Genomic DNA, 23,830 nt, shown 5'->3' with positions numbered 1-23,830 from the left:
TAGGTTCAAATCCTACTCCCGCAACCAATAATCAAAAACGCCCCGCTGAATATAGCGGGGCCTTTTTTTTTGCTTAAAGTGCCCATAAGGGGCAAAGATTTGTGGTCGAAATTCCATTGAAGCATCGGTTTGTTGCCGGCTCAACGGAACCAGACGCAGGGTTGTTGCGTTGGGGTTGCAGATGCACTCAAAACGGAACATTCCAATGACTCCTCAAATCATGATCGTCGAAGACGAGTTTCTCATAGCCATGGAAATGGAGCAACTCGTCGGTAATTTGGGCTATGATTGTATCGGCGTGGCCGATGATACGGAGTCTGCCATCGGTCTGGTTTCAAAAAAGCCTAACATCGCTCTGGTTGACGTCAATCTAAGTGATGGTCCGACCGGTCCGGCAATTGGGGCTCGTCTGGCCAATGAACATGATATCAAGGTGGTTTTCGTTACTGCCAATCCCAAGCAATTGGGAGCCGGAGTCAAGGGTACGCTTGGCGCAATAACCAAACCCATTGAGATCGAAGTTTTGAAAGGCATATTGGATTATCTGGTAAAGGTGGCAAACAACAAGGATGATGTCGAGCCACCCCGGAGGATGAAGCTGTTCGAAAGGTCCGTCAGCTAGCCAGACGAGAAGTCTGCACTTCCATCACTATCTGTAATCCGGTCGTCAGCCATAGTCTCTCGATCGATCCGCCGAGTTGCTGGGTAACCGACATGTCGACCAGTTTTGACCCGAATCCCGAATGAGAGGGCGGGGTATTAATGGCTGCTCCTCCGCTCTCGGTCCATTTGAACCGCAACATGCCAGCCTCTTGCGATATCACGATATCGACGCGCCCTTTATCAGCGGCAAGCGCGCCATATTTCATCGAGTTTGTTGCCAGTTCATGGAAAACCAGCGCGACTGGTGTCGCTGCGCGATCGCTGACCGCGATATCGCTTCCCGAAATCGATAGCCTCTGTTCGGTGAAGGCCGGGTAGGAGGCGAATATCTCTGACAGGAGATGGCGGATAGTGACGGCCTCGTTATCGGTCTGGGCCTTGTCATTATGGGGGCGCACATATTCGTGGGCGCGCCCGAGCGCGGCAATCCGCCCCTTCAACGTGTCCGCCAGCTCGCCCAATTTCTCGTCTCCGCGCAGGGTCATGCTGATCAGACCAGAGATTATTGCGAAAATATTCTTGATCCGATGGCTCAGCTCCTGGCTGAGTATCTCGTTGCGGCTGGCAATCTGCTTCGCGTCCTCGATATCGGTGCACGTGCCGATCCAGCGCTGTATCTTCTGGTCCGGACCGATAATCGGCAATGCGCGTCCGAGCACCCAGCGATATTGACCCGAGCGATGACGCAGCCGATATTCGACCTGATATGGCTCGCCGGTCAGCAGGCTCTGCTTCCACCGCCGCCAGGCTTCCGCCTGGTCGTCGGGGTGGAACATTTCAGCCCAGCCCTCGCCGTCGGTCGATCCGGCGGGCGCTCCGGTAAATTCATACCAGCGCGCATTGTAATAGTCATGGTCACCGTCCGGCAGAGTCGACCAGACCATCTGGGGCATCGTATCAGCCAGGGCGTGGAAAGCGTCGCCGCTCAGCTGCAAGCCACCCCGTTCCTGAAGCCCTGAATCGCTTAACCGCCGGTCTCTATATTCATCCAACCGGAAATTTCTAATCTCGCTTTGAGTGGGCATGGTCGGCTTTCGCTATATATTCAAACGGGGGCTCGGTCGCTCGGCAGATTGTGGTCTGCAAGCTACGATCCGGTCGATTTAGTATATTTTGATAAAATGTAACCAAATTTTTTGGGGAGAATAGAGTTTTTACCCGGGATGCATGAGCGATTGCTGAGGAGAGAGTCCTTCCGCATCGGGAAAGACGTCTCGGACTGGCATCGTGAAAAGCTTTCTTGGTTAGTCACTGGCCCCGCCAGCCTCTCTCCAGCCGGGGATAGCTGGTGCGACCGGCTTCCGTTAAAGGCGATTGCTCCACCAGCCGGTTTACGGCATGGATGTTCAGGTTATTCTTACCGGGACAAACAGGCTTGAACAATATTTCGCCGATCTTCAGTTTTCTCAAGTCAAAAGCAGACGCGGGACAGAAGACAGTTCTGGTGACGTTGGTCGCTGTGTCCGGCGCGTCGACGCGGAACCCGGGCACGCATATGGCGGTTGCCGAAGATGGATCTTTCTCCGGCTCATTCTCCGGTGGTTGCGTGGAAGTCGCGGTGGTTGCGGAGGCTCTTGATGTTGCCAAAACCAGGAAGCCGCGCGAGGTCAGGTTTGGTGCTGGTTCCCCCTATCTCGATATACGATTGCCATGCGGCGGCAGCATCGATTTGCTGTTTACGCCGATAGGTGACGGGGCGATTGTCTCCGATATTTTAGACCGGATCAACGAGCGTCAGCCGCTGACGATCGTGCTTGATAGCAATAGTGCAGCTATCCGCTGCGAAGCTCAGACATCGAACAGGGTGTCGGTAGAGCGGGAAGCCTCGCAGTATCTGGTCCATCATATTCCGGCGGCCAAGATCATCATCATGGGGCACGGGCCGACGGTCGAAAGCCTAACGAAATTGTCCGCCAGCTATGGGATTGATTGCGACGTGTTGTCACCGGATCCCGTAGTGATCGATCAGGTCCAGCTTCTGGCCAGCTCTACCAATCTGCTGAAAACACCAGAAACAAATGCATTGCTCGATCCTGATCGATGGACCGCTTGTATATTCTATTTTCACGATCATGATTGGGAAGCGCGCTTGATGAAGCAGGCCTTGTCCTCTCCTGCATTCTACGTCGGCGCTATGGGCAGCCTCAAAACCCACGCCATCCGTCAGAAATATCTCGCGGAAATCGGTGTTTCGGAAGACCAGCAAGAACGGATGTCTGCTCCGATCGGATTGATAGCATCGACCCGCGACCCGGCAACATTGGCGTTGTCGACATTGGCAGAGGTTGTCGAATGCTATCACCGGCATTTTGGTTGCAAAGCTTGAGCGCGATATGCGGTTCGTTGTTTCTTCCCGCCGAGAACTGGAATAGAGAATTGATATTAGTGATTTTGGGGTTCGGGGAATATTATGAAGTATAGTCTGGTTTCGGTTATCGCGGCGTTGCTTTTTTCTGGCTCGGCTTATGCGCAAGACAGCGCCGAAGATCCCGCCAAGGAAAAATGGGACGTCAACGCACCCAAGGGTGCAGTGATCAGGCAGGCCGTGATCAATGTGGACGAAGGCAGCTGGATCGACGTCGATGTCAGCCCCGATGGCCAGAGCATAGCTTTTGCGCTGCTCGGCGATATTTATACAATGCCTATTGCTGGCGGCAAACCGGTCCGGGTTGCGGAAGGTCTCGCCTGGGAAGTGCAACCCCGCTTTTCTCCCGATGGTAAACGCATAGCCTTCACTTCCGATCGTGGCGGCGGCGACAATATCTGGATCATGAACCGCGACGGCAGCGATAAGCGCCAAGTCACCAAGGAAGAATTCCGTCTGCTAAACCAGCCAAGCTGGAGTCCCGATGGCCGCTATATCGTTGCGAAAAAACATTTCACCACTTCGCGCTCGCTCGGCACCGGCGAGATATGGATCTATCATGTCTCGGGCGGCGGCGGGGTGCAGCTGGTCAAGAAGCCGAGCGACACACACCAGAAAGAACTGGGTGAACCGATTTATGCACCGGATGGCAAATCGGTCTATTATACCAAGAATATTACACCGGGCGGGACGTTTATCTATGCTCAGGACAGCAACAGCGACCTGTTCAATATCGAAAAATATGACCTTCAGACCGGTGAAATAACCACTGCGGTTTCCGGCCTCGGTGGATCGGTCCGGCCTAACCCGTCACCGGACGGCAAGAAAATTGCCTTCGTCCGCCGGGAGATGACGAAGTCCAAATTATATGTGAAGGATCTGGAATCCGGGATCGAACGCAAAGTCTATGACGAACTCGATCAGGACGTGCAGGAAACCTGGGCGGTGACCGGCGTATATCCGAACATGGACTGGACTCCCGACAGCAAGGAAGTCGTGTTCTGGGCCGGCGGGAAAATCCGCCGGATTGCAGCAGACGGCGGTGCTTCGTCAATCATCCCGTTCAAGGTCAACGACACCCGCGGCGTCGCCAATGCGCCGCATCCCAAAATCCCGGTCGCGCCTGACAGCTTTACAGCCAAAATGCCCCGTTTCGCTGCGGTCTCGCCCGATGGCCGGCAGGTTGTATTTGAAAGCCTCGGCAAGCTCTATGTCAAACCGATGGCTGGCGGTTCCGCCAAACGACTGACCAATGCCGGTGCGGAACTCGAGCTGTTCCCGTCATGGTCGCGTGACGGTCGTTCGATCGTATTCGTTGGCTGGACCGACGCCAAGCTGGGCCAGATCAAGACGGTCGCAGCCGGTGGCGGTTCCCCGCGGACAGTCACCAATCGTCCCGGCCATTATGCCCGGCCGCAATATTCTCCTGATGGAAAAACCATCGCGTTTGAAATGAAGGGCGGCGGTTATCTGACCTCGCCCGAATGGTCAGTCGATGATGGTGTCTATCGGGTCGCTTCCGAAGGCGGCGCACCCGTGCGGGTATCGAAAGGCGCTGCCAGCCCGCAATTTGGTGCGACCAGCGACCGCCTGTTCATGGTCGATAGCGAAGAGGACAAGCGTGTCCTGATCAGCACCGACCTCAACGGTGAGGCGAAACGCACCCATGCGTCCGGCGAGATGACCAACGATTATATCATATCGCCCGACGGACAGAATGTCGCCTTCCGCCAAAGCTATGAAGCCTATGTCATGCCGCTGATGCCCGGCACCCAGGCGGTAGACGTCAGCCCAACCAGCAAGTCACTGCCGGTGACAAGAGTCAGTGCCAGCGGGGCTGATTATATCCATTGGTCCAATGGCGGTCAGCAGCTTCACTGGAGTATGGGTTCCACCGTCTATTCCGAAGCAACCGACCGGCTGTTCGTCAATGCGCCAGCATCGAAGGATGCACCCAAATATCAACCTCAGACCAGCGGCGTGTCGCTCGAACGGCAAATTACGGCAGAGAAGCCATCGCAGACCGTTGCCCTGACCGGCGCCCGACTGGTGACGATGGTTGAAAGCGATGGTGCTATTATCGACGATGGCGTGATTGTCATTCGCGGTAACCGGATTGTCGCTGTCGGATCGCGCGCAGAGGTTCGCATCCCCGCCGGCGCCTTGCTGGTCGATGTTACCGGCAAGACCATCATTCCCGGCCTGATTGATGCCCATGCTCATGGCCCCCAAGGCAGTGACGAAATCGTGCCGCAGCAAAACTGGTCCCTGGTGCAAAATCTCGCGCTCGGTACGACCACCATCCACGATCCTTCGAGCCGTGCCAGCGAAATATTCGTCGCCAGCGAAATGCAGCGCGCGGGGATGATCCTCGGTCCCCGGATATTCTCGACCGGCGAGATCGTCTACGGCGCGAAAGCCGCATCGGTCTATGCCGAGATCAACAATCTCGACGATGCGCTGGCCCATGTTCGCAGGCTCAAGGCGCAGGGTGGAAGCAGCGTCAAAAACTATAACCAGCCCCGCCGCGAACAACGGCAGCAGGTGGTTGAGGCAGCGCGTCAGGAAAACATGCTGGTGGTTGCTGAAGGCGGTTCGCTGTTCGGGATGGACATGGCGCTGGTAGCCGACGGAAATTCGACGCTGGAGCATAATATCCCGCTTGATATTTTCTATAATGATGTCGTGCAAATGTTCTCGCAATCGCAGACCAATTACACCCCGACACTGGTGGTCAGCTATGGCGGGCTCGCCGGCGATCCTTATTGGCGCCAAGCGACCAACGTCTGGGAAAATCCGCTGCTTGTCCACACGCCACCGGCGATATTGGCAGCAGATACTGTCCGGCGCACCACTGCGCCCGAGAGCAATTTTGTCGATGATGAAAATGCCCGAGAAGCCAAGAAACTGGCGGACGCAGGCGTGAAAGTCTCGATTGGTGCGCATGGCCAGCAAGCTGGCATCGGCAGTCATTGGGAGCTTTGGTCATTTGTCCGTGGCGGGATGAATCCGGTCGAGGCTCTCGCCGCCGGAACCATAGAATCCGCTAAATCTCTCGGGATGGACGCCGATATCGGCTCGCTGGAGGCCGGTAAGCTCGCCGATCTGCTGGTGCTCAATGCCGATCCGACGGTTGATATCCGCAACAGCGACAAGATCAACCGGGTGATGCTCAACGGACGTATGTACGATCCGCTGACGATGAATGAAGTTGAGACTGGTTCACAAAAACGCGCGCCTTATTGGTGGGAGTGAATATAGCGCGGGTTCGTCAATTATCGCGCCCGCGCCTCGATTGTGCTGGAGACAGTATAACTACCTATTCATTCTACTAAAACGACTCTAATTTTCTGAACTCTGGTTTAACGAGCGTGTAAATTCGCTGAATGCTATGTGAATAGAGCGTTCAGAAACTCCGTTCGTCTACTTTTTCCACTCATGCTACCTCTGACTGCGGACCTTAATGGCGCGTGCATTCGTTTATTGCTCGACACATTAGGAGAAATGAGATGACCAATAGCATCAATGCACCCATCGGTAGCGGCTTTCCGGGTAAAACCGCTGGCCGCGTTTCCATGATAAGCATGTTGGCGATTTCGGTCGGCATGGCTGCCGTACCTGCCTATGCTCAGGACGTGACGGCGCCGCCGACGACCGCGCCGGTTGCCGCGCCCGCACCAACTATCCTCTCCCCACAGCCTGCACCGGCATCAACTCCGACGACAGCATCGCCTCCGGAAAGCAGCCCTGCTGTGGCGAAAACGGATGCAACTCCGCCCGCCACCACGAATCGGGCCAATGATCTGGCCCGCAAGGGTGGCTTCGATGCTCAGACGGTCGCACCCGAAGCGCTTGCGCAGATCGAGAGCGAGCAGCAGGCTCGCAAGGCTGCGGCAGCAAAGGCAGCAACAGCGTCCGCCAACCAGTCAATGAAGGCGCCAGTCAGCACGGCTAGTGGCTCTTCAAATAATGCCGCGACCAGTCGGACCGAACGCGCAGCCATTTCCCGGGAACCAATGGCTTATCCTGTGACCGGCAGTTCAGCAGATCCCGCGACTAACGCGATCGGACCGGTAGCGGCTATCCCCAGTGTCCCCACTGCGGCTCCCGAAACTGCGGCAGCAACCGAAGCTGCGGTTGGTAGCGATACCGACTGGGGTCTGCTCGCCGCACTGGCAGCGTTGCTGGGCGTTGGTGGGGCCGGTGCTTTTGCAGTCGGCCGCCGTCGGAATAGCAAAGGCCAAGCAGATGCCCGGATCCATGGCAGAGATTTCGTTCCTGCTTCGATGAACGAGGCGATCATGCCTGAATTGCGTCGCGATCTGGTCGCAGCAGATGTCCACTCAACGGTGGACTCCGATAAGACCCAGGCACAGCCGATCGAGAGCAAGGTCAGCACCAAGGTTGCTTTCGCCGATTTTGTTGCCAACTTGCCGGAACTAGATGAACCTCATTGCAAGGTCGAACATGGCGCGACAATTGGCGATCATCGTGTCGCGGCCGCACCTAGGCCCTATCTGGGTGAAGCAGACCTGTCCCGGCCGGAAGGATATTTTATGACCAATGTCAGCTCCATCCCGACCTCGCAAAATCCCTTCCTGACTCGGCAAAAACGCCTGAAGCGCGCACGCTTGCTCGATAGAAAGCTGACCGAGATGAAGGCGTCGGTAGGCAAGGCCCGTAGAAAGATGGACCGCCAAATGGAAAGCCAGAGTCCATTGGAGCCAGCGTTTAGCTAAGCCGGCTTTTTACAGCTAATAAGAAAGAGCGGTCCGGTGTTCCGGACCGCCTTTTTTGTTTGGCGACAAATTGCGGCTTCGTGGGAGTCCGACGAATGTTTACTTGCAGAGCATCGGTCGGGCTGTCACGACGGATGGAACCCGATCCCAAGACCTTTAAGTTTTCGTCATGCCGGCGATTCCGGCGTCTCGTTTATTTCCGGTAATCGAGCGGCGGATCGCGGTCACCGAGTAAGGATTTATATTTGTAATCCGGGCCGCGCGCCCGATCGAACTCGGCCTTGGCCTCGGCGCGCAATTCGGGGTTGGTGTAAAGCTCGATCGCTGCAAGTGCGAGCGTCTTGGCCGCTACCTGCGTGCCCTTGAAACCGATCGACATGCCGCTTGCCGCAGAGCTTTGCCAGCTGTGGGCCGAGGTGCCTGGTACCCATGTGGCGGTGCGCAGGCCGACGGTTGGGGTGGCGAAGGAAACATCGCCAACATCGGTCGAGCCATAGCCGAGCGTCACATCATAAGGCTGAATCTCCTGCTGACTGCCAAGTGGCAGACCCGGCTTGTCGAAGCTGGCATATATGCCCTCTGCAAATTCCTGCTCTTCCGGGGTATAAGTTACGCCGCCGATTTGCCGCAGTTTTGCGTCCATCATTTTCGCCAGTGCCTCGTTGACCAGTAGCGGGTTGTTGCCGTGGATCACTTCCCAGTCGACACTGGTGCCGGTGCCCATAGCGGCGCCGCGCGCCGCGTCTTCCAGTCGGGTCCAAATCGCATCGACCTCGGCCGGATCGGGGTGACGTACATAATAGAAGACTTCGGCAAAATCGGGCACGACATTGGGAGCGGTGCCACCTTCCGTGATGACATAATGGATCCGCGATTGCTGCGGTATATGTTCGCGCATCATGTTCACCATCATGTTGAAGCCTTCGACCCCGTCGAGAGCCGAGCGCGCTTTTTCGGGTGCGCCAGCGGCATGGGCGGAGACACCGCGGAAACGGAATTTGGCCGAGCGATTGGCTAGCGTAGTGCGGGCGGCTGCCGAGTTTTCATCGTCGGCATGCCAGTGCAGCGCGATATCGACATCGTCGAACAATCCGGCGCGGACCATATAGACCTTGCCGCTTCCGCCTTCTTCGGCTGGCGTGCCATAGAGCCGGACGCGACCCGGAGTGCCGGTTTGTTTCAGCCACTTGCTCACCGCGATCGCGGCTTCGATCGATCCCGCACCAAATAGATTATGGCCGCAGGCATGGGCGGCGCCTTTGCCATCAATCGGGGTGCGGGTGGCGACGGCATCCTGATTGATGCCGGGCAATGCGTCATATTCTGCGAGAATGGCAATTATCGGGCCGCCGCTGCCAAATTCGGCGGTAAAGGCGGTCGGGATGCCGGCCACTCCGGAGGTGATCTTGAAGCCGTTGGCTTGCAGAGATTGCTGTAGAAGACCACTGGATTTTTCCTCCTGATAGCCGACTTCCGCCCATTCCCAGAGTTTGCGGGCGGTTTTGGCCGACTCTCCTGAGCGCGCGTCAATCAGGGCAGATATCTCGGACATGACATCAGTCTGCTGGGCCTGAACCGAGGCGGGAAGCGCCGCAAGGGCGAAAATCAGGGAATAGCGGATCATAAAGGCCTCATATCAAGAGTGGATTTTCTACAGGATGGCACAATTTGGGTGATCCGGGCAACCCATGTTCAGCGTTCGCCGCAATCACGTGATTCTCGGTCAATTGCAAAAATGCAACTCGCAAGTGCAACATTTCATATTGCAACTTATTGAGAGCCGAGTGTAGCCCTACGTTCAGTTCAAAACCTAATGGAGTAAAATCATGCGTAGACTATCCTCCTTGATCCTTGCGGCCACCGCATTGACCCTCACCGCTCCATCGGCATTCGCTGCCGATGCAGAGCGCAACGACCGTCTCTACGATGCGAGCGGCGCCAGCGTTGGGAAAGTGAACCGGGTAACCGAAAACGGCGATCTGTTGGTCATCTATAAAGGTAAAGTGCGCGTGATCGCTGCTTCGACCCTTTCGAACGACGACGGCAAACTGATGACCAGCCTGACCAAGATGGAAATCCGTCGTCTGGATTAATCGCTGAATTCAATCGATCGCGATGAATAGGTCGTGATTGTCGAGACAAAAACGGCCGGTGCTTGATCAAGCGCCGGCCGTTTTGCCATGTTCCGCATCGATCAGATCTTGCGGCCGGTTGATGTTCGTAAACAGATTTTCGTCGGACCAAGTCACTGCAATCGCACCCGATTCCTCCGCCAGCCATTGCAGGGATGGGGATTTATCGCGTCGGTGATGGCTAGCGCGAATACTGTCGACGACATCACATCTCCAATAAGCAAAAGTCGGATGGATGCGCTGTTGATCCTTTGCCACTGCGCAGGAGCCGCTCGCGGTGAGGCGCTCGATAAGGTTGGCCGGTGCATAGGGCGCATCGACCGGAACCGTGACAAAGCCGGAGATTGCCGGCCGGGCCGTCTGCAGCGCCGCAGCCACCGAGAAAATACCGCCGACCGGTCCACCCGGGAAGGCGGGGTCATCGCTGATCATGTGAAGGCCGGTATCGTAATCTTGCGAAGCCGATAGAAACAGATGTTCAGCTTTACTCGTAAATCTGTCGATCAAAATATCAACCAGCCGGCGGCCGCCCACCTTGATGACAGCCTTGTCTGTACCCATCCGTTGTGATTGCCCGCCGGCGAGGATTACAAGGCAGGTCGGCGGTTGGTTCATGGGAGAGGTTCCAGATTGAAGCTTCACGCCCCAATCTGGCCTCAACTACCCACTCTGTCCAGCAAATCCCCGATCAGATCGCGTGGCTCGGCATTTTCCGGGCGTTCTTGTTCCGCAGATTGCTCCAGATCGGCCTTGAGTTTGCGATCGAAAAGCGAGCGATTTGGCATACGGCTTTGGCGCGCGGCTTTTGCCGATGCCCATTGCCGACCGCTTTGCTTGGCCTGACGCGCGGGATAGATGAAGCCGTTGACCGGAAATGCCGTGGTTCCGAGATTATCGATCGGGGCATACCAGATGCGAACCTGACTCCAGTCATTTCCTGCCGACACGTCTTGGGCCGCGACCCGGCGTTCAATCTGACCGCGCTTACCGTTGATCGGTGACCAATTGGCGTGGCTGATCAATATATTGCGGTCATCGATGATTTTGCGGACAACCGCGACATGACCCAGTTGCATTGCCCCATGGCTGGGCAGGGACAGGACAGCACCTTCCTCCGGCATTGCGCCACGTTGATATTTGCCAGCTGCCTGATCCCACCAGCTATGCGCGTCTCCATAAATCTGGATGCCGCTCAACTCTCGGGCGAACGGGACGCATTGCAGATAGTCATTGGCCCTGGCTTGGGTTGGCATCATCACAGCCTGCATCACCAACAGGATCGGAATGATTGCATTCCGAAGCAAAGTAGCCGAGTTTTTGAGAGCCGTTGCGTTCATCCAAGTGAGGCTTAAGCGTCAGTCGCAAAATCAACGCTAAGGAGTAATATGAATCAACTGTAAACCATATCGCGCCGGACTGGCATTTTATCGCTGTTTGACGGTTCCGTCCGACACTTCGAAATGCAGCGCGCTATCCGGAATGTCGCTGAACAATGCCGGTTCAGTGCCGGTCAGCCACACCTGACCGCCTCGTTCCGCCAATTTGTGGAAAAGCGCCGCTCGGCGCTGTGGGTCGAGATGGGCCGCGACTTCATCAAGCAGCAATATGGGACGATGTTCCCGCTGCTCGGCGATCAAATCCGCATGGGCCAGGATGATTGAGAACAGCAGCGCTTTCTGTTCGCCAGTTGAACACTTCTCGGCTGGTTGTTGTTTGGTGGAATGAAACACATTCAGATCAGCGCGATGCGGGCCCCGCAATGTCCGGCCTGCTGCCCGGTCTGCGGGTCGATTCTTCTGAAGCATCTCATGGAGCTGGGGCTCGCTTCGTAATTTGTCGTCGGCCAGGCCCAAGGCCGGAATTGCAAAAATATCGCCGTCTGTTCGCCCCAGCAGCAGGTCCAATGCCAATACCATCCGATGCCGCGCTTCGGCGACCAATGAACCATATTGCGCCAATTGCCCGTCCAGTCCTTCCAGCCAATTCATGTCGGTCAGATGGCCGTCGGCAAGAAGTCGATTGCGTTCCCGCCGCGCTGCTTCGTAGCGCGCGCAGTTTCGCGCATGGGCAGGCTCCAGGGCCATCACCAGCCGATCGAGGAAATTCCGTCTCCCCGCTGCACCTTCCATGAACAGCCGGTCCATCGCCGGGGTTAGCCATAATATGGAAAGCCACTCGGCGAGGTCATTGGTCGGGGAGGTTGCTTCGTTAATCCGGGTTTTGCGTCGTTCCGGGGCGTTAGTTTCGGTACCGGTACCGATTTGTACGTCACCCAGCTGCGCGGCAACGGCGAAATCGCCCGGGCCATTCTGATAGGCCATGTCGCGTAAAGCTGCCCGCCGCAGTCCGCGTCCCGGTGCGAGCAGCGAAACGGCTTCCAGAATATTGGTTTTACCGGCGCCATTTTCTCCGCTGAAAACCATGAATCCAGGCGCCGCTTCGAGACGCAGCTCCGGATAGTTGCGAAAGTTGTGCAGAGTAAGCTGGGATAGGGTCATGGCAGGGCTTTGCACTAGCTTTCACCGACGGCAAAGAGAAGCGAATTCGGATCGGGCCTGCGGGCGGTTCATTTGGCGTTCATCATTTCCTAAAGTTTGGGAATATGCACCAATATTGGGTTTATCGATGATTTAGGCTTGATGCAAAATTGGCTTAACTATCTGATTGTAATCAATTTATCAAAATTGGCATGAGCTGTGCAAAGTATAAAACAACTTCGCAATGCAGCGAAACATGGTTTTAATCGAAAGGAAACAAAAATGATCTCGAACGTTCCCCACAGCCTGACAGCCGCCGTAGCCGCTGTGTTCTCCGCCACTCTTCTGATCGCCGCAAGTGTTGGCCCGGCCGTCGGCCATGCCGCCTCGATCATTGTGTAACTCCAAACCATTTAACCAAAGGACCGATCATGTCACATAGTCTTCAAAATTCATTTCTAGCCACTTTCGCTGCGGTCACGTCCGCCGCCCTGTTCATAGGTGCCAGCATCATGCCCGCCTTCAATCTCTCATCGACAATGGTGATCTGATGTCCGGCAAGAAAAGCACAGAATCACGAACGAAAAGCTGGCCCGAGCCAATTTCTTCAAACAGAGAAAGCAACCGTCCGATGAAAAGCAAACTCAAACTCGACAAAGCCAATGGCAAGCTCATGGGTGTCTGTTCAGGCCTCGCTAACTGGAGCGGCATGGATGTAAACCTGTTGCGAGTGATATTCGTTCTAGCCACAATCTTTGGCTTTGGATCCGCAATCATCATTTACCTCGCGATCGGGTTGATTGTCGATTGAACAACATGTTAACTCGCCGTAGAATGATATAACATACGGAAAATATTGAATAAATAATGTAGACCGCTCTGACAAATCCGTGTAATTGAAGATTGAAAGATCGAATTGCAATTGTCGGAGCGTAGATGTCCGCAGGTCATAATCATAGCCACGGGCATTCCCCCCACAGTCATCACGATCGCCATGGCCCACACGGCCATATGCCCGCGAATTTCAGTCGTGCCTTTGCTCTGGGGATTGCACTCAATACAATTTATATCATTGTTGAAGTGGTATTTGGCTGGCTCTCGGGGTCGATGGCGCTGTTGGCAGATGCTGGCCATAATCTATCGGATGTGCTGGGGCTTGCCGTTGCATGGGCTGGGGCGGAGCTCTCCAAACGGCCGCCAAGCAGACAATTTACATATGGATTGGGTGGATCATCAATTCTTGCCGCCCTGCTGAATGGTCTGTTTCTGCTCGTAGCCTGTGGTGCGATCGCCTGGGAGGCGATCGGGCGTTTCAGCGCTCCTAGTGCAGTTGCGTCGACCACGGTCATCATTGTTGCATCAATCGGGATCATCATCAATTTCGGCACCGCCATGCTTTTCATCCGGGGACAGAAGGATGACATCAACATCCGCGGAGCCTTTCTGCACATGATGGCCGATGCGGGCGTTTCGGCCGGCGTCGTGGTCGGCGGAATAGTAATCTATTTCACTGGACTAAACTGGATTGATCCGTTGCTCAGCTTGCTCATCGTTGCCCTGATATTCTGGAGCACCTGGGGATTGTTGTCCGAAGCAGTGCGGATGTCGTTGGCGGGTGTGCCGCGTGATATTGATGTCGAAGACGTGCTTGAATATCTTGCCTCATTGCCTGGAGTAGAGGCAGTTCACGATCTCCATATCTGGCCAATGAGCACAAGCGAGACCGCAATGACCGCTCATTTGGTCATTCCGCATGGTCACCCCGGCAAAGATTTTCTCGTTGAAACGCAAAAGCGACTGAAGGTTCAATTCTCTATCCATCACATTACGATTCAGATCGAGTTGGAGGATGAAGAGGCGGAATTGTGCCAAGTTGATTGCGGTGGGCAGGGCTGAGAGAGCCTTTGGCCATCGGTATAATCGCGCACCGGTTTTCAAAAAAGCACTATTCGTTAATGATTACATAAGCATCGCTTGGTAGTAATCGATTACGGCCGTCCGATTACTTGCAAATTAGAGCAAATATAAAGGGCGTTTGATCGGTTAGCGAAGGGGGCTTCAAACAGTATGAAAAGCAGAATGGAACCTCGTGAAATGGACAAAAGGTTCAACCGAGACGATCCCCGCTTGTCGTTACGAACTGAAGTCGAAATAGGCGCGAACATCCGTGAGCCGGGGCTTGGCAGTGTTGATATAACGATTTTGGACCTGTCGATTACTGGCTTCCGGATGCATTGCTTGACGCGGTTGACAGGAGAAAAGCCGGTTTTTCTGAAGCTGCCGTCATTCGCCGCGCTGGAGAGCAATATCTGTTGGAAAACAGGCGACTATTTTGGTTGCGAATTTCTGCAATCGCTCCATCCGGCCGTCTATAACCATATCATCGCCAAATACCCGTCTTTGCAGATGGCGGGTCAGTAAAAGGCTTAGCGCTTTTCCGGCAGTCTTCGGAATTCACTAAGCAGAAAATCCACGCAACTCATTTTTGAAGACTGCACCAATGAATATCTTTCGTTGCGCAGTGGGAAAATAGACTTATGGTCTTTTGATAATCGCGGCATCCGATCCCGCGAGATGGAGGATGCGTGCACGACGAGATTGAACCGAGCTGGCTGTCGGAAATTGTCCGCAGGTTTTCCGTATTCATGTTTACGATTAACGGCTGGACTGCGGTTCAGGAAAACCCGCCCCCCAGAAAAGCGGTTATTATCGCGGCCCCTCACACCAGTAACTGGGATTTTCTCTACTATTTCGGGCTGCTCAACAAGCTCAAGATCTCGTCTTATTGGATTGGCAAAGACACTTTGTTCAAATGGCCTTGGGGAGATATGATGCGGCGCCTGGGCGGCGTTCCGGTGGACCGGTTCAAATCCCATAACATGGTTGATGCGATGGTTCGGGAATTCGAGCGGCGGGATGATTTCCTGCTGACGATTCCGCCAGAAGGTACGCGCGGTGCCGGTAAGCAATGGCGGACCGGTTTCTATTATATTGCGCTGCAGGCGAAAGTCCCTTTGATCATCGGTCTGATGGACTATCAGAAAAAGACAGGTGGTTTGGGACCATCGTTCATGCCCTCGGGAGATTATCGGGCCGACATGAAGATACTCAGCGATTTTTATCATAGCGTGACCCCTAAATATCCGGAAAAAGCGATGCGGGATATTGTCTCGACAGATCCCGGAAGCGCGAGCGGCAAGCCAAAGGCAGGAGAGCCAAAGTGACTATTCTGACAGCCTTGGGCCTCAACTTCATTCTGCTGGTCGCCATCATGCTCTGCTTGTGGCTGATCTCCGTCCGTATCCGCGACGTGTCATTCATTGATGCCTTTTGGGCCTACGGCATGGCGATCATGGCGAGCGCTTCCTTCATGCAGTCCGACAATCCGGGATCGCTAGCCTATATAATCTGGGCGCTGACGGCATTGTGGGGGATCAGGCTGGGAACCCACCTGTTCCTGCGCTGGCGCAAGGAAGGGGTCGACCCTCGTTACAAAAAGATAATGGGCCGGGCGATGGAAAAACAGGGGATGAGTTTCGCCAAAGCAGCGCTGTTAAAAGCGTGGGCGACCCAAATCCCGCTGCTTTTCATTGTCTGCCTGCCAGCACAGCTTGGTATACTGCTAGCCGGTGCTGATAGCGCTGGGCCGGTTGCCATTATCGGGATTGTGATTGCGGTTGTTGGCATTGCCTTTGAAACGGTCGGCGATATGCAATTGAAAGCATTTCGATCAAACCCGGCCAGCAAGGGCAAAGTGCTGGACAGCGGCTTGTGGAAATATACGCGGCATCCCAATTATTTCGGCGACTTTTGTGCATGGTGGGGCATTTGGCTGGTGGCTTCGCAAACCGGATGGCCGGTCTGGATCGCCATCGTAGGTCCGCTGTTCCTCAGCTTTACCTTGATGAAGTGGAGCGGCGCGCCGTTGCTTGAGAAAAGCCTGAAGCAGAACCGTCCGGACTATGTGGACTATATCGAACGAACTTCCGGTTTCTTCCCGATGCCACCCAGGAAAAAGTGAGGCTCAGGCCGCTTTCTTGAGCAGCTTGTTCTCGATAATATTGGCGAAAACATCTGCTTCCTGAGCGCCAGGCACCATGAACTTCTTGTTAAAGATGAAAGCGGGCACACCGGTGATGAATCGTTCCTGCCATTCGGCTTCCGTAGCCCGGACCTCGGCAGCATATAGATCGGTGCCGAGCAGATCGCGGGCACGCTTTTCATCCAGGCCGACAGAGGACGCAACTGCGACCAGCGTTTCATGATCGCTGACATTCTTGCCATCGGTGAAATGCGCTTTGAACAATGCCAGTTTTAGAGCGGTTTGCTTGCCCGTCTCTCCGGCCCAGTGCAGCAGGCGGTGGGCGTCAAATGTGTTCACCATCCGCATGTTGTCATGAGAGTTGAATTCAAAATCCAGATCCTGGCCTGCCTGACGCATGCGTTCGCGATTGGCTTTGCTTTGTTCGGCAGTGGCACCATATTTCTGTGCCATATGCTCGGTGATGTCCTGGCCTTCCGGCGGCATCGAAGGGTTTAGCTCAAAGGCGTGCCAGGTCAGTTCAAAAGCGGCTTTGCCTTCGAACTGCAGCATTGCTTTTTCAAGCTTCTTATATCCGATGATACACCAGGGGCAGACGACATCGGATACGATATCGACGGTGATCACAGGTATATCGGACATGGAAATTTCCTTGATTAGATCAGGCTTTCTCAAGCGTACATTGCAATGGATGCTCGTTCTTGCGGGCAAAATCCATCACCTGCGTAACTTTGGTTTCTGCAACTTCGTAACTGAAGGTGCCGCAAACCCCGACGCCTTTCTGGTGCACGTGAAGCATGACGCGCGTTGCTTCATCAATATCCATATTGAAAAAGCGCTTCAACACCAGAACCACAAATTCCATTGGCGTATAATCGTCGTTGAGGATCAGAACTTTGTACGGGCTGGGTTTCTTGGTCTTCGCCCGGGTCTTGGTTGCGATGCCGAGGTTGGTGTCGTCATCATCACCGGATCCCTTGTCATCATCATCATCGCCCATGATCGGCCGGTCGCTGGCGCGACTGTACCGGTAAGGCTTCTGTATCTCGAAAAGAATCTGGTGGTTCATCATTAGTCTCAGGATATGGTATTTTTAGGCTCGAGGGCAAGTGGGGGATTGATAGTTTCGAAAGCTTTTGCGTTTGCCGGTGTTAATAAAGCGCAAAGAAAAAGGACCGCTCCAACGGAACGGTCCTTTTTTAATCTCTCGAAAAAAGCGGCTTAAGCGGCTTTTTTCATTTCCTTGCGGATTTCGCTGACGCGATCAGCAATCGGCTGATAGGCTTTGCCAGCGAGCTTTACGACTGCATCGGCATTGTTCGAAGTCTGGTCCATTACCCGGTCCAGGCCGCTGCGCACATAGTCGGCTTGCTTTGCAAACATGTCTTTAGGCGTCGCTACGCTGAACAGGCCTTGCAGAGCGCGGCTGGCTTCAACAAAATTCTCGCGGGTATATTTGACGTTGGTCTTGCCGATTTCCTGAGCGCCCTTCGCAGCGATCTTGGTGCTTTCGAGCAAGGTTTCGACGTTTTCGCGGTTGAATTCAACAGCATTTTTCGACAGCGCAACAGCACGATCAGCAGCAGCCTTGGCGCGAGCCTGCGCGTCGGCGGTCAGCTTTTCAAAGCGCGAACCGAGCTTGTCAGCGGTTTTCTTGGCGGTGTTGGCTGCTTTGGTGTTTGCAGCTTTGGTGTTCTTCACAACGCGCTTGGTTGCGGTGGTTTTGGTGGTAGCCATTTTTTTGGTTCCTTTAGTCTTTTTGTTCAATGTGGTTTTGGCAACTGGCTTCGCAGCGACTTTACGTTTTGCTGCGGGCTTCTTTGCTGCCGGCTTGGGTGCTGCGGTTTTAGTAACAGCAGGCTGTGCCGCTGGTGCCGGTTTAGCAGCAGAAGCCACCGGCTGGGTTTCGGTCTTCGCGACTACCGGAGCATCAGATGCCGGCTTGTCTGAAATGTTGGACGCTGAAGCTGGTGCAGATTGAACCGCATCAGCAGAGCGCGAGCTGTTTTCTGTAGCTGCCGGAGCAGCGGATGTTTCGTTTTTGATATCGGCCATCTGAAATCTCACTTCTTTGTTGCAGTGCACAAATAGTGTATGGGCAAGTCGATGTCAAGAAAAATGCTGCACTGCACCATAATTTGGCGGAAGCAATATAAATGACGTTATTTCATAGAGATAGTTACTATCGAGGCGAGCTGCTTCCGCAATATGTTGCGACTTTGTGCAAAAATGCTGCAGCAAAAAATGTGTGTTGCGCAGCATAAACGTCAAGTTGCACTGCTCCGCCGGCCTATTTGCAATATATGCCACTCTTTCGCGGGCCGGTGATACTGTATTTGGTGCAACGGAACAGATTTCGCTGTTTCGCTGCGGCATCTGCTGTAACAGGATCTGCATGATGATCGAATATTCCCCATGCCCATATTGAAATCTATTGCCACCGCCGTTCCCGACCATCGGATTACGCAGGCGGAAGTGCTGGCGGTGCTGGCCAAGGCCAGAGGGGCGGCATTGCCTGCCCGGCTTGAGCAGATCCTCGGTAATAGCGGAATCGACGAGCGCTATCTTGCCTGCGAGGCGGACCATTATCTCGAACCGCGCAGCTGGACCGGCAGGGCGGCTATTTATGATAAGGTCGGAACCCGGCTGGCACATAAGGCCACTGGCGATGCGCTGGACAGGGCAGAGCTTGTCCCGTCCGCTATCGATGCGATTGTGCTGATCTCCACTACCGGCACGATGACACCTTCTATCCCCAGCCGGATGATCGAGGCGATGGGATTCGATCCATCGACCCAGACCATTCCGGTGTTCGGCTATGGCTGTGCTGGCAGCGTCCTTGGGCTGCGGCTGGCCAATGATCTGGCGGCGGCGAACGGCGGGCAGAACGTGCTGATGATCTCGCTGGAGCTGTGCAGCCTGTCTTACGACTATAACCAGTTTGACAAGAAGAACATGATCGCCACCGCGCTGTTTGCCGACGGCTGCGCTGCTGCGGTGATCAGCGGCAAGGCCGGACCGGCTGACGCGCCCAGCTTCCGTGCTTTTGACCAGAAGACCTGGCCTGATACCCGCGACATGATGGGCTGGGACATTGGCACCACCGGTTTCGATCTCGTGCTGGCCCGCGATATCCCGAGTTTCGTGACCAAGGATTTCGCGCCATTCTGCGATGCATTTCTCGAGGCTCAGGGCCTTGCCAAATCGGACCTGTCCGAACCCGCCTGCCATCCGGGTGGCGGCAGGGTGGTGGAAGCGTTGGAGGCATATTTCGCGCCCGAGCTTGCCGGCATTCCGGCGACCCGCGAAGTGCTGCGCCATCACGGCAACATGTCCTCGCCGACGGTATTGTTCGTCCTCGACAAGCTGCTCGAACAAAAGCCCGACAAGCCGATATTGCTCACCGCGCTCGGTCCCGGCTTTACCGCGGTGGTCGGTATCCTCGACCCGCAGGGTGCAGCATGAGCGGCGACCTCGGCTCTCTTTTTACCACCAGCCCGACGATGGTGACCTGGCTCTTGCTCTATATCGTGGTCCAGCGGCTGGGCGAGCTGGTTCACGCCAGTCGCAACACCAAGCGTCTGCTCAGCGAGGGCGGGGTGGAGCATGGCGCGGACCATTATCATTATTTCATCTTCCTCCACAGCGCGTGGATCGGGGTCATCGCCTTGCTGGTAGATCCGCAGCATATCATCCATCCCGCGATGCTGGCGCTCTTTGTCGGCACGCAGGTCCTCAGGGTCTGGACGCTGGCCAGCATCGGCCGGTGGTGGACGACAAGGATCATCTCCGCCCCGCATTTTGACCGGGTGAAGCGCGGGCCGTATAAATATATCAGCCACCCCAATTATCTGGTGGTGGTGCTCGAGATCGCGATTGTCCCGCTGATGCTCGGCCTGCCGTGGGTGGCTCTGCTCTTCTCGGTCCTCAACGCGATCCTGTTGCGCCACCGGATCGGGGTCGAGAATGATGTGCTCGGCGAGCGCGGCTGATCCAAAGTTAGTCAAAGTTAGGGCCAAGGAAGGGTTTTCGCCGCAGCTTATGGCAACGCAGGCGTAGAAGCGCCCTGCACAAAATTTAGCAAGATGTCCTTCTGTAGGAAAGCGGTTTCACCAGCCCCGATCGTGCTGCGCCGGGTCGCCATATTGAGCTTGCCGAATTACAGTATATAAGCGGCACAAGTCATCGGGGGAGTCGCATCATGCCGAAACTAGCGAAGATCATGATCGCGATTGTCGCGATTCTGCATCTCTATATCGCCTGGTTCGGGATATTCGCCTGGCAAGGGCAGGGGCCGGCCACCTTCCCCGATCTTCCCGCCAGCCTGTTCGAGCCAACCACCGCAATGGCCGCTAATCAGGGGGTCTATAATCTTTGTCTTGCGGCCGGCCTGATCTGGTCCCTGCTGATCCGCGACATCGAATGGCAGCGCAAGGTCGCGACCGCGTTTCTGCTGTTCGTTGCCACCGCGGGCCTATTCGGAGCTTGGCGGGTCTCGACCGACATCGCGCTAGTCCAAGCTGGCCCGGCGGTGATCGGACTAATACTGCTTTGGCTGCCAGGGCGGAAAATGCGGAAGCAGTGAAGGACCGTCCACCGCCGGCCACCCTATCGGGGTGATTTCGTCGGTAGCGCCGTCAGACCGATCACGATGACCGCAGCAACCGCTGCAGCAATCGTCAGTATGATCGCAGAGCCCATATTGGCCACCGCGATGCCCATGAACCCCCAGGACACGGCAATTGCATAAGGCCATGATTTCAGGCGATGGGCGTTATAGCCGGCAAAGGCGGTTGCCAGCGCGAGCGCTATGACCGCTGCTGCAAATTCGCTAGCAAAACCATAGCCCGCGATCAGCAATCCGATCGATACGAAGGACGCGGCAGAGAGCCAGCCGGCATATAGCGCAACCGGCCACCGGGCTATCCACGACGGCGCAGCATTGTCCGACCGGTATAAGGCGATCAAAGCGGAGACGAGCATGATCCATATCAGGATCGTCGCCCAGATTGGTGACACCAGCGCGACCGGAAGCCAGATCGTGCCAACCGCCAGGGACAGCGCCAGCGCGACGCGGCCTTTCTCCCACTCGGGATCCTGCCGATATTTGAAGGCGCCGAAAGCCGCATGAGCGACCAGCCACAAGTAGATGGGGCCCCAGATGCTGAAGGCCCAGCCGACAGGCTGAACCGGCGGGTTGAGTTGCGGTACCGGATAGCGATCCGGATCAATCCCGCCAAATTCCGGCGATAGAAATGGAGCGACAGCAAAGGCGACCGCTATGACGAGAAGTAGAATGGCTTTCATGGACAGGAATCCCCGATGTTCGTTGAGCCGATCATTTGACGGTCAGATCGCCGCTCCAGCCGGTGCGTCCGGCTGGCAGGCGTCGGTCGTAAATGTCCGCTTTATTAAAGAGAAACGCGAAATCGTGACGCGGGTTGCAATATTTATGCGGGATCAACCGATATTGCGCAATGGCCGGTTGGCAGACCCGCTGCCTTTTTGGCTCGCGCGCTTCATTTTATAGAGCGCGCCGTCGGCGGCCTTGAGCAATTGCTCGGTGCCGTGGCCGTCGAGTGCCTGAACCGCCGTGCCGATGCTGGCCGATGCGGTCAGAACATGGCCGCTGATCTTCGCTGGTGTGACAAAGCCGGAAAGATAGGCCGTCGCTCTCGCCCCGGCTTGTTCGCGGCCGGTTATGTCCGGGATCAGGATCAAAAATTCGTCGCCGCCAAGCCGTCCGACAATTTCGTTCGCCGTGCTGCTCCGGTTCAACCTCTCGGCCACCTCGACCAGCAGCAGATCGCCAATATCATGGCCGAGATTGTCGTTCACCTGTTTGAAGCGGTCGAGATCGATCAGGGCGACGGCAAAGCCGGTGCCGTGATTGGCAAAGGCCTGCTCGGCGAGGCGAAGATGGTTCATCATCGCGCGACGATTGGCAAGGCCGGTCAGCGTATCGCGATGGGCCTGTTTCCAGATCGTGTGGCGCAAGATCAGAGAGGAGATGATCTGGTTATAGCTGTCGACGATGAACCGGACCATCAGCAACGCGATCGTGATCATGCTCGCACCCATGATTGCGTCGTCAAATCCGCCAACAAAGATCATCGCCAGGGCAGTCGGAATGACGCCGACGACCAACACCGTGATCGCCGCCTTTTTAATACAGGCGAGACAATGCGCGATACAGGTGGCCCCGAACACCAGCGATGTCGGAATGAACATCTGGTTGGCAAATAGTTGGGTCGAAATTGCATATACCGACCAGATGCTGAGAAAGGTGATGATGCCAACCGAGATGATGGTAAGGTTGCGGATCTTCTTTCGCGGGTTTGCTCGGTAAGACTGATGCTTGGGAGCGCGCATCCACGATGTCATCCGGGCGGTGCAGCCAATCGCCATGAATCCCATCCAGGCGTAATATATCGGTGCAATCCCTTCGTGGGCCGACAGGATCATCACCGCTATCAGATTGAAAATGGCGACCATATAGATCATCGGCACATGGGTCAGGGCCCGTTGCAGCTGCATGTCCTCGACCGAGGAAAGGATTTCTGCCGGGATTTCCGGGGATCGCCATGGGGTTTGCCAGGACGCTCGCCAGTTCTCCTTGGGTAGCGGCGCTGGATTCATGATTTCGGGCAATCCTGTGATAGATGATGTTACATTTTGCGCTATGACTAGGCTGCGCTCGTAAAAATAGGGTTAACAAAATGCCGCTGCGACATCGTGAACGCGCGGTAGTAAATGGGCTTGCGACCGGTTGTTTTCCCCGCCCGATTCCCCCTGAGGCATCAAGGGGCAGGCAACCTTTGGCCCGCTGGTGCGTTGATATCCCGAACCGTTTAAAAGGACATCAACATGGGCTCACTCAATTTTCCGGAAGATACATTCGTCGTCGTCGCCACGGGCAGGGAGGCCAAGACCTTCCACGTCAAGGGCGGATCGCTGTCCCACGAGGAAGACTGGACACCGACCAACATGGCAGGCGAAGGCCCGTCCGGCAAATCGCCACCCGAGCAATCGGCGCGCGAAAGCATGGAAGCCACCTTCTCCAAGCAGATCGCCGAGCGGCTCTACGGCTATTCCCACCGGGGCGCTTTCGACCGGCTGATCCTGGTCGCCGATCCCGACACGCTGGGCGAAATCCGTCCGTTGCTGCATCAGGAAGTGAGCGACAAGATCGTGCTGGAACAGGCCAAGACGCTGACCAATTCGACGGTTGCGGATATCGAGAAGTCACTGGCGCAATAGCGCTGGAATTGCGCCAGCCCGTCTCTTCTTCCCTGGGGATAATCGAAGCGACGGGCTGGCGCCTATTTTTATGAAAATGACCTAGAATTTCGCGCTCGCCTGGATTCCATAGAAGCGCGGCTCGGCTGGGATGAAGGTTGGAATACCGAAAC

At 55.6% G+C, this 23,830-nt stretch carries 25 protein-coding genes; 15 read left to right on the top strand and 10 right to left on the bottom strand.

The genetic code is table 11. The annotated features are described in order from the left end of the window. Positions 1-181: 181 nt before the first annotated feature. Positions 182-622: a response regulator gene (locus tag V7680_RS10090; RefSeq protein ID WP_335653151.1), complete on the top strand. Its 441-nt coding sequence runs from the start codon at positions 182-184 to the stop codon at positions 620-622. Here the strand turns inward: V7680_RS10090 and V7680_RS10085 are convergent. Next, the gene (locus V7680_RS10085) at positions 615-1,655 is read right to left on the bottom strand and encodes a sensor histidine kinase (RefSeq protein WP_335653150.1); all 1,041 of its coding nucleotides are present in this window, start codon (positions 1,653-1,655) and stop codon (positions 615-617) included. The genes V7680_RS10090 and V7680_RS10085 overlap by 8 nt on opposite strands. A 383-nt stretch (positions 1,656-2,038) precedes the next feature. Here V7680_RS10085 and V7680_RS10080 point away from each other — a divergent pair, with 383 nt between their 5' ends. From V7680_RS10080 to V7680_RS10070, 3 genes are all read left to right on the top strand, one after another. Next, entirely contained in the window at positions 2,039-2,989 is a 951-nt protein-coding gene (locus V7680_RS10080) for an XdhC family protein (RefSeq protein WP_335653149.1), read from the top strand. Positions 2,990-3,073: 84 nt separating this feature from the next. Further along, a complete protein-coding gene (locus V7680_RS10075; RefSeq protein ID WP_335653148.1) occupies positions 3,074-6,283 on the top strand; it encodes an amidohydrolase family protein in 3,210 nt (1,069 codons plus the stop codon). A gap of 254 nt (positions 6,284-6,537) precedes the next feature. Next, positions 6,538-7,767 carry a hypothetical protein gene (locus V7680_RS10070; protein WP_335653147.1) on the top strand — a complete coding sequence of 410 codons (1,230 nt, stop codon included), beginning with the start codon at positions 6,538-6,540 and terminating at the stop codon, positions 7,765-7,767. A 193-nt stretch (positions 7,768-7,960) separates the two neighbouring features. Here V7680_RS10070 and V7680_RS10065 read toward each other — a convergent pair whose 3' ends face one another. Further along, positions 7,961-9,391 carry an amidohydrolase gene (locus V7680_RS10065; protein ID WP_335653146.1) on the bottom strand — a complete coding sequence of 477 codons (1,431 nt, stop codon included), beginning with the start codon at positions 9,389-9,391 and terminating at the stop codon, positions 7,961-7,963. Between the two features lie 202 nt (positions 9,392-9,593). Here V7680_RS10065 and V7680_RS10060 point away from each other — a divergent pair, with 202 nt between their 5' ends. Beyond that, entirely contained in the window at positions 9,594-9,860 is a 267-nt protein-coding gene (locus V7680_RS10060) for a hypothetical protein (protein WP_335653145.1), read from the top strand. Between the two features lie 66 nt (positions 9,861-9,926). Here V7680_RS10060 and mobA read toward each other — a convergent pair whose 3' ends face one another. The 3 genes from mobA to recF all read right to left on the bottom strand — a co-directional run bounded on the left by mobA (position 9,927) and on the right by recF (position 12,397). Beyond that, positions 9,927-10,514, bottom strand: a complete 588-nt coding sequence (mobA, locus tag V7680_RS10055) for a molybdenum cofactor guanylyltransferase (protein ID WP_335653144.1) — start codon at positions 10,512-10,514, stop codon at positions 9,927-9,929. A 41-nt stretch (positions 10,515-10,555) separates the two neighbouring features. After that, positions 10,556-11,236, bottom strand: coding sequence for a CHAP domain-containing protein (locus V7680_RS10050; protein ID WP_335653143.1), 681 nt, complete (start codon positions 11,234-11,236; stop codon positions 10,556-10,558). Positions 11,237-11,323: 87 nt separating this feature from the next. Next, the gene (recF, locus tag V7680_RS10045) at positions 11,324-12,397 is read right to left on the bottom strand and encodes a DNA replication/repair protein RecF (protein WP_335653142.1); all 1,074 of its coding nucleotides are present in this window, start codon (positions 12,395-12,397) and stop codon (positions 11,324-11,326) included. 610 nt (positions 12,398-13,007) lie between these two features. Here recF and V7680_RS10040 point away from each other — a divergent pair. From V7680_RS10040 to V7680_RS10020, 5 genes are all read left to right on the top strand, one after another. Next, entirely contained in the window at positions 13,008-13,187 is a 180-nt protein-coding gene (locus V7680_RS10040) for a PspC domain-containing protein (RefSeq protein ID WP_335653141.1), read from the top strand. 125 nt (positions 13,188-13,312) lie between these two features. Further along, complete coding sequence (locus V7680_RS10035; RefSeq protein ID WP_335653140.1) at positions 13,313-14,272, top strand: cation diffusion facilitator family transporter; 960 nt, start codon at positions 13,313-13,315, stop codon at positions 14,270-14,272. A 183-nt stretch (positions 14,273-14,455) separates the two neighbouring features. Beyond that, positions 14,456-14,797 carry a PilZ domain-containing protein gene (locus tag V7680_RS10030; RefSeq protein WP_335653139.1) on the top strand — a complete coding sequence of 114 codons (342 nt, stop codon included), beginning with the start codon at positions 14,456-14,458 and terminating at the stop codon, positions 14,795-14,797. Positions 14,798-14,961: 164 nt separating this feature from the next. Continuing rightward, positions 14,962-15,600, top strand: coding sequence for a lysophospholipid acyltransferase family protein (locus V7680_RS10025; RefSeq protein ID WP_335653138.1), 639 nt, complete (start codon positions 14,962-14,964; stop codon positions 15,598-15,600). Further along, positions 15,597-16,397, top strand: a complete 801-nt coding sequence (locus V7680_RS10020; protein WP_335653137.1) for a DUF1295 domain-containing protein — start codon at positions 15,597-15,599, stop codon at positions 16,395-16,397. The genes V7680_RS10025 and V7680_RS10020 overlap by 4 nt, the downstream gene beginning before the upstream one ends. Before the next feature lie 3 nt (positions 16,398-16,400). Here the strand turns inward: V7680_RS10020 and V7680_RS10015 are convergent, their stop codons facing one another. The 3 genes from V7680_RS10015 to V7680_RS10005 all read right to left on the bottom strand — a co-directional run bounded on the left by V7680_RS10015 (position 16,401) and on the right by V7680_RS10005 (position 18,155). After that, positions 16,401-17,060, bottom strand: a complete 660-nt coding sequence (locus V7680_RS10015) for a DsbA family oxidoreductase (protein ID WP_335653136.1) — start codon at positions 17,058-17,060, stop codon at positions 16,401-16,403. Between the two features lie 19 nt (positions 17,061-17,079). After that, on the bottom strand, positions 17,080-17,418 hold the full coding sequence (gene clpS / locus V7680_RS10010) for an ATP-dependent Clp protease adapter ClpS (RefSeq protein ID WP_335653152.1): 339 nt from the start codon (positions 17,416-17,418) through the stop codon (positions 17,080-17,082). A gap of 221 nt (positions 17,419-17,639) precedes the next feature. Beyond that, the gene (locus V7680_RS10005; protein ID WP_335653135.1) at positions 17,640-18,155 is read right to left on the bottom strand and encodes a phasin family protein; all 516 of its coding nucleotides are present in this window, start codon (positions 18,153-18,155) and stop codon (positions 17,640-17,642) included. Here V7680_RS10005 and V7680_RS10000 point away from each other — a divergent pair. From V7680_RS10000 to V7680_RS09985, 4 genes are all read left to right on the top strand, one after another. Continuing rightward, entirely contained in the window at positions 18,142-18,399 is a 258-nt protein-coding gene (locus tag V7680_RS10000) for a hypothetical protein (RefSeq protein ID WP_335653134.1), read from the top strand. The genes V7680_RS10005 and V7680_RS10000 overlap by 14 nt on opposite strands. Positions 18,400-18,833: 434 nt before the next feature. Then, positions 18,834-19,883: a type III polyketide synthase gene (locus V7680_RS09995; protein ID WP_335653133.1), complete on the top strand. Its 1,050-nt coding sequence runs from the start codon at positions 18,834-18,836 to the stop codon at positions 19,881-19,883. Beyond that, positions 19,880-20,410: an isoprenylcysteine carboxyl methyltransferase family protein gene (locus tag V7680_RS09990; RefSeq protein WP_335653132.1), complete on the top strand. Its 531-nt coding sequence runs from the start codon at positions 19,880-19,882 to the stop codon at positions 20,408-20,410. Before V7680_RS09995 ends, V7680_RS09990 begins: the two co-directional genes overlap by 4 nt. Positions 20,411-20,619: 209 nt before the next feature. Further along, on the top strand, positions 20,620-21,003 hold the full coding sequence (locus tag V7680_RS09985) for a DUF1304 domain-containing protein (RefSeq protein ID WP_335653131.1): 384 nt from the start codon (positions 20,620-20,622) through the stop codon (positions 21,001-21,003). A gap of 23 nt (positions 21,004-21,026) precedes the next feature. On the opposite strand, the gene V7680_RS09980 is transcribed toward V7680_RS09985, so the two are convergent. Then, the gene (locus V7680_RS09980; protein ID WP_335653130.1) at positions 21,027-21,725 is read right to left on the bottom strand and encodes a hypothetical protein; all 699 of its coding nucleotides are present in this window, start codon (positions 21,723-21,725) and stop codon (positions 21,027-21,029) included. A gap of 153 nt (positions 21,726-21,878) precedes the next feature. Then, positions 21,879-23,057, bottom strand: coding sequence for a diguanylate cyclase domain-containing protein (locus tag V7680_RS09975; protein ID WP_335653129.1), 1,179 nt, complete (start codon positions 23,055-23,057; stop codon positions 21,879-21,881). Positions 23,058-23,285: 228 nt separating this feature from the next. On the opposite strand from V7680_RS09975, the gene V7680_RS09970 reads away from it, so the two are divergent. Continuing rightward, on the top strand, positions 23,286-23,678 hold the full coding sequence (locus V7680_RS09970) for a host attachment family protein (protein ID WP_335653128.1): 393 nt from the start codon (positions 23,286-23,288) through the stop codon (positions 23,676-23,678). Positions 23,679-23,830 lie beyond the last annotated feature (152 nt).

Origin of the sequence: Parasphingorhabdus sp. (assembly GCF_036963705.1) — a bacterium.
Classification (GTDB): Bacteria; Pseudomonadota; Alphaproteobacteria; order Sphingomonadales; family Sphingomonadaceae; genus Parasphingorhabdus.
This window is presented reverse-complemented; position numbering and strand designations above follow the sequence as displayed.

Bases quoted from the DNA above. Each gene is read 5' to 3' on its own strand.
- V7680_RS10090 (WP_335653151.1), top strand. From the start codon at position 182: ATGCACTCAAAACGGAACATTCCAATGACTCCTCAAATCATGATCGTC.
- V7680_RS10075 (WP_335653148.1), top strand. From the start codon at position 3,074: ATGAAGTATAGTCTGGTTTCGGTTATCGCGGCGTTGCTTTTTTCTGGC.
- V7680_RS10070 (WP_335653147.1), top strand. From the start codon at position 6,538: ATGACCAATAGCATCAATGCACCCATCGGTAGCGGCTTTCCGGGTAAA.
- V7680_RS10065 (WP_335653146.1), bottom strand. From the start codon at position 9,391: ATGATCCGCTATTCCCTGATTTTCGCCCTTGCGGCGCTTCCCGCCTCG.
- V7680_RS10060 (WP_335653145.1), top strand. From the start codon at position 9,594: ATGCGTAGACTATCCTCCTTGATCCTTGCGGCCACCGCATTGACCCTC.
- mobA (WP_335653144.1), bottom strand. From the start codon at position 10,514: ATGAACCAACCGCCGACCTGCCTTGTAATCCTCGCCGGCGGGCAATCA.
- V7680_RS10050 (WP_335653143.1), bottom strand. From the start codon at position 11,236: ATGAACGCAACGGCTCTCAAAAACTCGGCTACTTTGCTTCGGAATGCA.
- recF (WP_335653142.1), bottom strand. From the start codon at position 12,397: ATGACCCTATCCCAGCTTACTCTGCACAACTTTCGCAACTATCCGGAG.
- V7680_RS10040 (WP_335653141.1), top strand. From the start codon at position 13,008: ATGAAAAGCAAACTCAAACTCGACAAAGCCAATGGCAAGCTCATGGGT.
- V7680_RS10035 (WP_335653140.1), top strand. From the start codon at position 13,313: ATGTCCGCAGGTCATAATCATAGCCACGGGCATTCCCCCCACAGTCAT.
- V7680_RS10030 (WP_335653139.1), top strand. From the start codon at position 14,456: ATGGAACCTCGTGAAATGGACAAAAGGTTCAACCGAGACGATCCCCGC.
- V7680_RS10015 (WP_335653136.1), bottom strand. From the start codon at position 17,060: ATGTCCGATATACCTGTGATCACCGTCGATATCGTATCCGATGTCGTC.
- clpS (WP_335653152.1), bottom strand. From the start codon at position 17,418: ATGGGCGATGATGATGATGACAAGGGATCCGGTGATGATGACGACACC.
- V7680_RS10005 (WP_335653135.1), bottom strand. From the start codon at position 18,155: ATGGCTACCACCAAAACCACCGCAACCAAGCGCGTTGTGAAGAACACC.
- V7680_RS09995 (WP_335653133.1), top strand. From the start codon at position 18,834: ATGCCCATATTGAAATCTATTGCCACCGCCGTTCCCGACCATCGGATT.
- V7680_RS09990 (WP_335653132.1), top strand. From the start codon at position 19,880: ATGAGCGGCGACCTCGGCTCTCTTTTTACCACCAGCCCGACGATGGTG.
- V7680_RS09985 (WP_335653131.1), top strand. From the start codon at position 20,620: ATGCCGAAACTAGCGAAGATCATGATCGCGATTGTCGCGATTCTGCAT.
- V7680_RS09980 (WP_335653130.1), bottom strand. From the start codon at position 21,725: ATGAAAGCCATTCTACTTCTCGTCATAGCGGTCGCCTTTGCTGTCGCT.
- V7680_RS09975 (WP_335653129.1), bottom strand. From the start codon at position 23,057: ATGAATCCAGCGCCGCTACCCAAGGAGAACTGGCGAGCGTCCTGGCAA.
- V7680_RS09970 (WP_335653128.1), top strand. From the start codon at position 23,286: ATGGGCTCACTCAATTTTCCGGAAGATACATTCGTCGTCGTCGCCACG.